General features: G+C 69.4%; 9 protein-coding genes and 1 pseudogene. 3 read left to right on the top strand and 7 right to left on the bottom strand.

Annotated elements, in window-relative coordinates; genetic code table 11:
• Together B4E30_RS02780 and B4E30_RS02775 are read left to right on the top strand one after the other, a co-directional pair.
• A partial coding sequence (locus B4E30_RS02780) for an undecaprenyl diphosphate synthase family protein (RefSeq protein WP_286793384.1) occupies window positions 1-387 on the top strand: 387 nt, incomplete at its 5' end.
• Between the two features lie 227 nt (window positions 388-614).
• On the top strand, window positions 615-1,970 hold the full coding sequence (locus B4E30_RS02775) for a PhoH family protein (RefSeq protein WP_286793383.1): 1,356 nt from the start codon (window positions 615-617) through the stop codon (window positions 1,968-1,970).
• Window positions 1,971-2,106: 136 nt separating this feature from the next.
• Here B4E30_RS02775 and B4E30_RS02770 read toward each other — a convergent pair whose 3' ends face one another.
• The 7 genes from B4E30_RS02770 to xseA are packed head-to-tail and all read right to left on the bottom strand — an operon-like array spanning window position 2,107 to window position 8,578.
• Window positions 2,107-2,763, bottom strand: a complete 657-nt coding sequence (locus B4E30_RS02770; RefSeq protein WP_071042883.1) for a response regulator transcription factor — start codon at window positions 2,761-2,763, stop codon at window positions 2,107-2,109.
• Window positions 2,760-4,268 carry a sensor histidine kinase gene (locus tag B4E30_RS02765; protein ID WP_286793382.1) on the bottom strand — a complete coding sequence of 503 codons (1,509 nt, stop codon included), beginning with the start codon at window positions 4,266-4,268 and terminating at the stop codon, window positions 2,760-2,762. The genes B4E30_RS02770 and B4E30_RS02765 overlap by 4 nt, the downstream gene beginning before the upstream one ends.
• A 38-nt stretch (window positions 4,269-4,306) precedes the next feature.
• A complete protein-coding gene (locus B4E30_RS02760) occupies window positions 4,307-5,701 on the bottom strand; it encodes a class II fumarate hydratase (protein WP_286793381.1) in 1,395 nt (464 codons plus the stop codon).
• Window positions 5,702-5,731: 30 nt separating this feature from the next.
• Complete coding sequence (locus B4E30_RS02755; RefSeq protein WP_083336368.1) at window positions 5,732-6,331, bottom strand: carbonic anhydrase; 600 nt, start codon at window positions 6,329-6,331, stop codon at window positions 5,732-5,734.
• A gap of 32 nt (window positions 6,332-6,363) precedes the next feature.
• The gene (locus B4E30_RS02750) at window positions 6,364-7,002 is read right to left on the bottom strand and encodes a DUF4245 family protein (protein WP_286793380.1); all 639 of its coding nucleotides are present in this window, start codon (window positions 7,000-7,002) and stop codon (window positions 6,364-6,366) included.
• The gene (locus B4E30_RS02745; protein ID WP_071042888.1) at window positions 7,002-7,253 is read right to left on the bottom strand and encodes an exodeoxyribonuclease VII small subunit; all 252 of its coding nucleotides are present in this window, start codon (window positions 7,251-7,253) and stop codon (window positions 7,002-7,004) included. The genes B4E30_RS02750 and B4E30_RS02745 overlap by 1 nt, the downstream gene beginning before the upstream one ends.
• Window positions 7,250-8,578 carry an exodeoxyribonuclease VII large subunit gene (gene xseA, locus B4E30_RS02740; RefSeq protein ID WP_286793379.1) on the bottom strand — a complete coding sequence of 443 codons (1,329 nt, stop codon included), beginning with the start codon at window positions 8,576-8,578 and terminating at the stop codon, window positions 7,250-7,252. The genes B4E30_RS02745 and xseA overlap by 4 nt, the downstream gene beginning before the upstream one ends.
• Before the next feature lie 88 nt (window positions 8,579-8,666).
• Between xseA and B4E30_RS02735 the strand changes: the two are divergent.
• A pseudogene (locus B4E30_RS02735) lies at window positions 8,667-9,234 on the top strand (4-hydroxy-3-methylbut-2-enyl diphosphate reductase); the annotation flags it as partial.

Below are 9,234 nucleotides of genomic sequence, written 5' to 3'. Positions count from 1 at the left end.
CGTGTGCTCGCGGACGCGCAGGCGCGCACCGTGGAGCATCGAGGTCTCCACGTGAACCTCGCCGTGGGGTACGGCGGGCGCGGCGAGATCGTCGACGCGGTTCGCAGCCTCATCTCCGCCCACCACCGCAGCGGCGGTTCGTTGGAGGATCTCGCGGAGAGCCTCACTCCGGAGCAGATCGGGGAGCACCTCTACACGGGCGGACAGCCCGATCCGGATCTGGTCATCCGCACGTCCGGCGAGCAGCGTCTCAGCGACTTCCTGCTGTGGCAGTCCGCGCACAGCGAGTTCTACTTCGTCGAAGCGCTCGGGCCGGACCTGCGCGAGGTGGACTTCCTGCGCGCGATGCGCGACTACGCCGAGCGCGATCGGCGCTACGGCAGCTGAACGGATGCGGCGTCACATCGTCGCATCCAGGAATTCACTCGGGCGTAACGCGCGGACAGCGTGTCGGGATGGCATGTCGCCGTCCGCGGTCGTAGCTTCAGAGCATCGGGCAAGGCGCCCGGTCGAGTCGGCCTCGAAGGATCGCGACTCGTGACCCACGGTCGACTCGAGATCCCGGGTACCGGACCCGGAGCGGGGAGTGGGTTGTGACCGCACGAGCACCACACATGCAGCGCCGACAGGACGAGGGCACCGCGGGTCTGGGGGAGGCGATCCCCGACGACCAGGACCAGGCGCTTCGCACCTACGTGCTGGACACCTCGGTTCTGCTGAGCGATCCACGGGCCATCTCGCGGTTCGCCGAGCACAATGTCGTCATCCCGGTGGTGGTGATCTCCGAACTGGAGGGGAAGCGCCACGATCCCGAGATCGGCTACTTCGCCCGGCAGGCGCTGCGCCTCCTCGACGACCTGCGCACCGCTCACGGTCGGCTGGATTTCCCGATCCCGATCGGTGAGGGAGGCACGCTGCGTGTCGAGCTCAACAACACCGACGCCGCGGTGCTCCCGTCCGGGATGCGGCTGGGCGACAACGACTCCCGCATCCTCGCGGTGGCGATGCACCTGTCACAGGACGGCACCGAAGTGGTGGTCGTCTCCAAAGACATGCCCATGCGGGTGAAGGCCGCCTCGCTCGGCATCAGCTCGGAGGAATACCTCGCCGAGCAGGCCGTCGACTCCGGGTGGACCGGCATCGCCTCGATCGACGTCTCCGGTGATGACATCAGCGACCTCTACGAGAGCGAAGTGGCCGTCAGCGACGACGTCGTGGGCCTCCCGGTGAACACGGGCTTGATCATCCACTCCGAACGCGGCTCCGCACTCGGGAGGGTGACCGGAGACGGCTCCTACCGGCTGGTGCGGGGTGACCGGGACATGTTCGGCCTGCACGGTCGATCGGCCGAGCAGCGCATCGCGATCGACCTGCTGATGGATCCCGACGTGGGGATCGTCTCGCTCGGTGGCCGCGCCGGCACGGGCAAGTCCGCCCTCGCGCTGTGCGCGGGCCTGGAGTCCGTCCTGGAACGTCAGCAGCAGAAGAAGATCATCGTCTTCCGGCCGCTCTACGCCGTCGGCGGGCAGGAGCTGGGCTACCTGCCGGGCGATCAGGGCGAGAAGATGAACCCGTGGGGTCAGGCCGTCTTCGACACCCTCGGTTCCATCGTCTCCTCGAACGTCTTCGACGAGGTGGTCGAGCGCGGGCTCCTGGAGGTGCTGCCGCTGACCCACATCCGCGGTCGCTCGCTGCACGATGCGTTCGTGATCGTCGACGAAGCCCAGTCTCTGGAGCGCAATGTGCTGCTGACGGTGCTCAGCCGGATCGGGCAGAACTCCCGCGTCGTGCTCACCCACGACGTCGGGCAGCGTGACAACCTGCGCGTCGGGCGCCACGACGGCGTCGCGTCGGTGATCGAGACGCTGAAGGGTCACGACCTCTTCGGACACGTCACGCTCACGCGTTCGGAGCGCTCGGCCATCGCCGCGCTCGTGACGGAGCTGCTGGAAGCGGGGGAGTTGTCCTGACGGACATGAGAGGACTCTCATCGGCCTTTCCTCCGGCTCTCATCTGAGAGCGGGAGCATGGAAGATGCCACGGTCCCCCCGCCTGGCACCTCAGCCCCCGGCGCCCCGCGACGCCGGGGGCTCTTCCGTGCGGCGGCTACTCCCAGCGGTAGCCCGCGCCGCGCACGGTGGCGATGTGGTGGGCGCCGAGCTTGCCGCGGAGGTAGCGCACGTAGACGTCGACGACGTTGGAGCCCGGGTCGAAATCGAGTCCCCAGACCCGGCTGAGGAGCTGCTCGCGGCTCAGCACGTGACCGGGACTGCGCAGGAATTGCTCGGCGAGCGCGAACTCCCGCGCCGACAGTTCGACCTCTCGGCCGCCCACAGTCGCTCGGCGACCGAGGATGTCGAGGGTCACGTCGCCGTGAGAGACCGACGTGCCGGCGGGTGCGGCGTGTTCGCGCAGCCGGGAACGGATGCGTGCGAGGAGCTCGTCGAAGGTGAACGGCTTCGGGACGTAATCGTTCGCGCCGGCGTCGAGTCCGTCGACGGTGTCGCGCGTGCTCGAGCGCGCCGTGAGCATGATGACCGGAACCGCCGAGCCGTGACCGCGGAGGCGGCGAAGCACCTCGAACCCGTCCATGGACGGCAGGCCGACGTCCAGCAGCACGAGCGCCACATCGTCGTCGAGCGCCCGGGCGAGCCCCTCGGCACCGTCTTCGACGACGGCCGTCGCGTAGCCGGCGGATTCCAGGCCGCGCCCCACGAACGAGGCGATGCGCGGTTCGTCTTCGATGATGAGGATCAGGGTCACGACGAGGCCTCTCTCTGGAGCACGTCTCCGGCGCGCACGGGGGCAGGCAGCTCGGAGGTCGGGGACGGCAGGTGGATCGTGAAGGTCGCGCCGCCGCCGGATGTGTCGGTCACGACGCATCGACCCCCGTGGCCCTTCGCGATCGCATCGACGATCGCCAGGCCCAGGCCCGAGCCTCCCACGGCGCGGGATCCGTGGGCGCGATCGAAGCGCCGGAAGATGCGGTGACGCTGCGCGCGGGGGATCCCCGGCCCGTGATCGCGGACCCACAGGCGCGCGCCCGACGGCTCGAGGGTGCTTCCGATCTCGATCGGGGTGCCTTCGGGGGTGTACTTGGCGGCGTTGTCGGCGAGTTGGAGCCATGCCTGCAGGAGTCGGTCCTTGTCGCCGACGACCTTCCCCCGCGCCGTGTGCTCGATCTGCCAGTGGTGGCCGGGGATGACGGCGACGAGTTCGCCGACGCGTGCGGTGAGGACCGCGAGGCTGACGGGTTTCATCTCGAGCTCGTCGCCTTCGACGGTCGCGAGGAGATCGATGTCGCTGACCAGGCGGGTCATGCGGTCGAGCTCGGCGATGCCGATGTCGCGCGTCGCGACGACGTCGTCCCGGTCGTCCGGGTTCATGACCTCCAGGTGCCCGCGCACGATCGTGATCGGCGTCTTCAGCTCGTGCCGCACATCGTCCAGGAGCTGACGCTGCACATCGACCGAGCCTTCGAGGCGATCGAGCATCTCGTTGACGGTGCGCGTCATGTCCGAGATGTCGTCGTTGCCCTGCGGACTCAGGCGGGGTGACAGGTCAGCCAGAGTGATGACGCCGGCGGCATCCCGCAGGTGCCGGATGGGGGAGAGCAGCCGTCCGGCCACGAACCAGGCGACGAAGCCGATCGCGACGACCACGGCGAGCGCGACGACGCCGAAGGTGATCATCGAGGCGATCACGGGTTGCAGCTCGGCGTCGAGGTTGACGGCACGCACGTAGATTCCCGACGAGGAATCCTCGTCGAGCTCGACGGGGATCGCGATGTATCGCAGCGTGCCGCGCTCCGTGGACACGGTGCCCAGGACGGTGCGGTCGGATTCGTCGACAGCAGCCACGACGGCGTCGACGAGTTCGCTGTCGTCGGCGATGTCGAACCCCGACAGCGTCGTGGGGCGATACTGCACCTCGCCGTCGACGATCGCGGCGGAGCCTTCGTTCCGCGCCGGCACGAGGCGGGCGACCGCGGTCTGCAGGTATTCCTCGACCGAGGCGAAGTCCTCCAGCACGAGGTCGTCCTCGCCGCCGTCGGATGCCGGAGCCCCGGCGCTCTCGTCGGTGGTGACGGCCACCGTGCGCAGCTGCTCGACCTGCGTGCGCAAGCGCTCGTCGACGGCGGTCAGCGTGCGTTCTCGCTGCGCGAGGAACGTGACGCTGCCGACGACGATCAGCCCCACCGCGGCGACGGCGACGATCGCGCCGAGGATGCGCGCTCTCGCCGACAGGGGGCGTGGCAGGGACGACATCCCTCGATTATCGCGCCGAGGGGTGCCGGCGGTCACGATCAGCCCGGATGCGTCATCGAGAGCAGGTCGAGCTTCTCGTCGAGCTGCTCCAGCGTGATCTCGCCGCGGTCGACGTAGCCCAGCGAGATGACGGCCTCCCGCACGGTGATCCCTTCGGCGACGGAGTGCTTGGCGATCTTCGCCGCCGCTTCGTAGCCGATGATCTTGTTCAGGGGTGTGACGATCGACGGCGACATGCCCGCGAAGGCGGCGGCCCGCTCGATGTTGGCCTCGAGGCCGTCGATGGTCTTGTCCGCGAGCACGCGGCTGACGTTGGCCAGGAGCGAGATCGACTCGAGGAGGGCCGTCCCCATGACCGGGATGGCGACGTTGAGCTCGAACGAGCCGGTGCCGCCTGCCCACGCGATGGTGGCGTCGTTTCCGATCACCCGTGCGCAGACCATCAGCGTCGCCTCGGGGATCACGGGGTTGACCTTGCCGGGCATGATCGACGATCCCGGCTGCAGGTCGGGGATGTGCAGTTCCCCGAGACCGGTGTTCGGTCCGGATCCCATCCACCGCAGATCGTTGTTGATCTTGGTCAGCGACACGGCCACGGTGCGAAGCGCACCCGATGCCTCGACGAGGGCGTCGCGCGCGCCCTGCGCTTCGAAGTGATCCTTGGCCTCGGTGATCGGCAGTTCGGTGTCGGCCACGATGAGCTCGAGGACCTTCTGCGGAAAGCCCAGCGGGGTGTTGATGCCGGTGCCGGTCGCGGTGCCGCCCAGCGGCACCTCCGCCACGCGGGGGATGACCGCCTGCACCCGCTCGATGCCGAGGCGGATCTGGCGCGCATAGCCGCCGAACTCCTGACCGAGGGTGACCGGCGTCGCATCCATCAGGTGCGTCCGACCCGACTTCACGACGTCCTTCCACTGCTCGGCCTTGGCCTCGAGGGCCACCGCGAGGTGGTCGAGTCCCGGGATGAGGTCGTCGATGATCTCCTGGGTCGCGGCGATGTGCACCGAGGTGGGGAACACGTCGTTGGAGGACTGCGAGGCGTTGACGTGGTCGTTCGGGTGAACGGAGGAGCCGAGCGCGCGCGTCGCGAGCGTGGCGAGCACCTCGTTCATGTTCATGTTCGAGCTGGTGCCGCTGCCGGTCTGGTACACGTCGATCGGGAACTGGTCGGCGTGCGACCCCGCGATGACCTCGTCGGCGGCACCCGCGATCGCATCGGCGATCGCACCGTCGAGCGTGCCGAGCTCCTTGTTGGCCAGCGCCGCGGCCTTCTTGATGCGCGCCAGGGCGACGATCTGCGCCGGGTCGAGCGGGTCGCCCGAGATCGGAAAGTTCTCCACGGCGCGCTGCGTCTGTGCGGCGTAGAGCGCGTTCTTGGGCACGCGCACCTCGCCCATGGTGTCGTGCTCGATGCGGTACTCGGTGTCGGTCACGTCGTCGTTCCTCCCGTTTCTCAGAGTCGTTCAGGCGTCGGCGTCGACGACGCCCACGGTGATGTCGGGCACGGCGGTGCCCTCGGACAAGCGGTAGTTCGCCCCGACGATCGCCAGGCGCCCGGCGGCGACGGCGTCGCTGATCAGCTCGCTCGAGTGCAGCAGCTCGCCGACCGTGTCGCGGAGATGTTCGCGACCGACCTCTTCGGGGTTGAGCGGCTCGCCAGGATGCTGCTGCTGGAGACGACGCGCCGCGGGAACGATCGGCGCGACCTGGCGCCAGATGCGCGGCGGCAGGGGTGCCGCGTCGGCGGCGGTGCTGTCCATGGCCGCCCTGACGGCGCCGCACGCGTCGTGGCCGAGCACGACGATCAGCGGCACCTCGAGCACCGCCACGGCGTATTCCAGGCTCCCCACGACCGAGTCCGAGATCACCTGGCCGGCGTTTCGCACGACGAAGAGATCGCCGAGGCCCTGGTCGAAGATGATCTCCGCGGACAGACGGGAGTCCGAGCATCCGAACAGCGCCGCGACCGGCTTCTGTGCCGCGGCGAGCTCGTGACGACGCTCGACATCCTGGCGCGGATGCTGCGGCTCGCCCGCGACGAACCGGCCGTTGCCGGTCGCCATGTCGGTCCAGGCCTGGGCGGGGGTGGGTGCGCTCACGATGCCTCCTGCAGCTCGCGGATCTGGTCGGCGACGCTCTCGGCGGCCTGCGTGAGGCTGTCCTCGTCGGTGTCGCCGTAGATGAGGACGGTGTCGGCACCGGCGGCCACCGCCAGCGCCTGGGTGATGTTGCCCTCCTCGCCGGAGGTGCCGACGTCGTAGCGATCCCAGGTGATGCCGTCGATGGTGACGGTGTCTTCGATCTCGGCGCCGCGGAGGACGCGGGAGGCCCAGGCGGCGTCCGCGTCGAATCCCTGCTCGATGCGGACGTAACCCTGCGCCGATTCCGGAACGTAGACGATGGTCCACGCGCGAACGGTGTCGTCGCTCTCGACGACGGCGCTGTTCACGCGCCAGGTTTCGGGCAGCTCCGGCACGATCAGGTCGTCGTCTCCGCCCGATTCGATGGTGGCGGCGGTCTCGGCCACGTCGATCTCGGTCGCGGGCAGCTGTCCACGCGGCACGGCGAGGATGATCACGGCCACGATGCCGAGCGTGACGAGCAGGGCGACGACGAGGTTGCGGACGGTCTTGCTCGACCGGTAGGCGGCGGAAGACGCCGCCTTGCGCGCGGCGGTCTCGTCAGGGGTCTCCGGGCGCCCGAGCTCGGCGACGACGCGGGGCTGCTTGGCCATCACGCGGTGGCGCCGGAGGGGGCGTCGGCGTCTTCCGAACGGGAGCGGGCCTCGTCGAGGCGACGCTTGGCCCCCAGCAGCCACTGCTCGCACCGGTCGGCGAGGGCTTCCCCGCGCTCCCACAGCTGCAGCGACTCCTCCAGAGTCGGAGCGCCCTGCTCGAGTTGGGCGACGACCCGCACGAGTTCGTCGCGCGCGTCTTCGAAGGAGAGCCCCTCGACATCCGTGCCGGGTGCGCTCGTCTCGGTCATGGTTCCATCCTAGGTGTCGTCCGTTCGTCACTCGTCGCGGCATCGGCGGGGTGCCCGCCCGTGATCTCGCCGTCGGATCGTGCCGCGAAGGCTCCTCGGCCGACGGTCACGACCACCGGACTGCCCGCCGGTGCCTGGGCCGCGTCGCGGACGATCTCACCGCTGTCGAGATGGGCGATCGCGTACCCGCGGGCGAGCGTGGACGCCGGGGAGAGGGCCCGGAGCGAGGCGCGCAGCTCCGCGGCGCGGCGGTGCTGCGCATCCAGGAGTCGTTCGACGATCTCGCGACCGCGCGCCACCTCCACCCAGAGGTGGTGCGACCGGGACTCGAGCATCGTCTGCGGTGTGCGGAGCACGGGGCGCGAACGCAGATGTTCGAGTTGGCTGATGTCGTGCGAGACCCGCTGGGTGAGTCGGCCGGTCAGACGCGCGCGCAGGTGGGTCACGAGAGCCCGCTGCTCCGCGACGTCCGGCACGACGCGCTTGGCCGCATCCGTCGGTGTGGATGCGCGAAGGTCGGCGACGTCGTCCAGAAGCGGGCGATCGTTCTCGTGGCCGATCGCGCTCACGATCGGCGTCGCCGCCGCTGCGACGGCACGCAGCAGGCGCTCGTCGCTGAATCCGAGGAGCGTCTGCGGATCTCCGCCGCCGCGGGCGATGATGATCACGTCGACGTCGGGGTCCGCGTCGAGAGTGCGCAGGGCGGCGATCGTCTCGGGCACGCACCGGTCGCCCTGCACGGCGGCATGGCGGGTGCGGAACCTCACCTGAGGCCAGCGCAGCTCCGCGTTGCGGTGCACATCCTTCTCCGCGTCGGATCGTTCGCCCGTGATGAGCCCGATGACGTGCGGAAGGAAGGGGAGCGACTTCTTCCGCTCCGGGTCGAACAGTCCCTCGGCGCGAAGCTGGGCTCGGAGCTTCTCGATCCTCTCGAGCTGCTCGCCGAGACCCACCTGGCGCAGGGAGGACACGGTGAAGCTGAAGTCGCCCGACCGGGGGAAGTAGTCCGCCTTGACGCAGGCGACCACGTGATCGCCCACGGAGAAATCGCCCCGCATCCGCTGCCGGGTCGAGGACCACAGCCGCACCGATACGGTCGAGTCGGTCGCGAGGTCTTTGATGCGCCCGAAGACGTTGCCGCCGCGCACGTTCCAGCTGGTGATCTCGCCCTCGACCCAGACCGACCCCCACCGCTCGATGAACCCACGGATGGTGTCGTTGAGGCGACCGACCGAGGTAGGCGTGGTGGGAGAAGAATCCCGCGGCGCGACCGAGTCGGGCGGGGGCGCCTGTCCCGGCATCGGTTCGGCCGCGAAGGAGGTCATCGGGTCCTTTCTGGGTGCTGAGCACCTGTTCAGGCCGCGACCGTAGACTTGAGGGGTGACCACGACCGCGCCCGCAGTGTCTGTCAGCCTGCCGGCTCCCCGTGTGCCGGGACGGCGAGACCGGCTCCAGGATATCCCCGTCGTCGGACACAAACGTGTGCTGCTGGCCGCTCCCCGTGGATACTGCGCGGGTGTGGATCGTGCGGTCGTGGCTGTCGAGAAGGCCCTCGACCGGTACGGCGCCCCCGTCTACGTGCGCAAGCAGATCGTGCACAACCGGCACGTCGTGAGCGAGCTGGAGCGGCGGGGTGCGGTCTTCGTCGACGAGGTCGACGAGGTTCCCGAAGGCGCACACGTGGTCTTCAGTGCCCACGGTGTCTCCCCAGCCGTCGTCTCGTCCGCCGAAGCCCGCGGGCTCCAGGCCATCGACGCCACGTGTCCGCTGGTGACCAAGGTTCACCGCGAGGCGGTGCGGTTCGCTCGTGACGACTACGAGATCCTCTTGATCGGCCACGACGGCCATGAAGAGGTCGAGGGCACGGCCGGTGAGGCGCCCGACCACGTCACGGTGGTGAATTCGCCGGATGCCGCCACGACGGTCGAGGTCAAGGACCCGACGAAGGTCGTGTGGTTGTCGCAGACGACGTTGTCGGTCG

Origin of the sequence: Microbacterium sp. UBA3394 (genome assembly GCF_002358725.1) — a bacterium.
GTDB lineage: Bacteria > Actinomycetota > Actinomycetes > Actinomycetales > Microbacteriaceae > Microbacterium > Microbacterium luteum.
This window is presented reverse-complemented; position numbering and strand designations above follow the sequence as displayed.

What these genes read in the sequence shown, in the direction of transcription:
- B4E30_RS02775 (WP_286793383.1), top strand. Translation starts at nt 615, where the DNA reads ATGCAGCGCCGACAGGACGAGGGCACCGCGGGTCTGGGGGAGGCGATC.
- B4E30_RS02750 (WP_286793380.1), bottom strand. Translation starts at nt 7,002, where the DNA reads ATGGCCAAGCAGCCCCGCGTCGTCGCCGAGCTCGGGCGCCCGGAGACC.
- xseA (WP_286793379.1), bottom strand. Translation starts at nt 8,578, where the DNA reads ATGACCTCCTTCGCGGCCGAACCGATGCCGGGACAGGCGCCCCCGCCC.
- B4E30_RS02765 (WP_286793382.1), bottom strand. Translation starts at nt 4,268, where the DNA reads ATGTCGTCCCTGCCACGCCCCCTGTCGGCGAGAGCGCGCATCCTCGGC.
- B4E30_RS02745 (WP_071042888.1), bottom strand. Translation starts at nt 7,253, where the DNA reads ATGACCGAGACGAGCGCACCCGGCACGGATGTCGAGGGGCTCTCCTTC.
- B4E30_RS02755 (WP_083336368.1), bottom strand. Translation starts at nt 6,331, where the DNA reads ATGGCGACCGGCAACGGCCGGTTCGTCGCGGGCGAGCCGCAGCATCCG.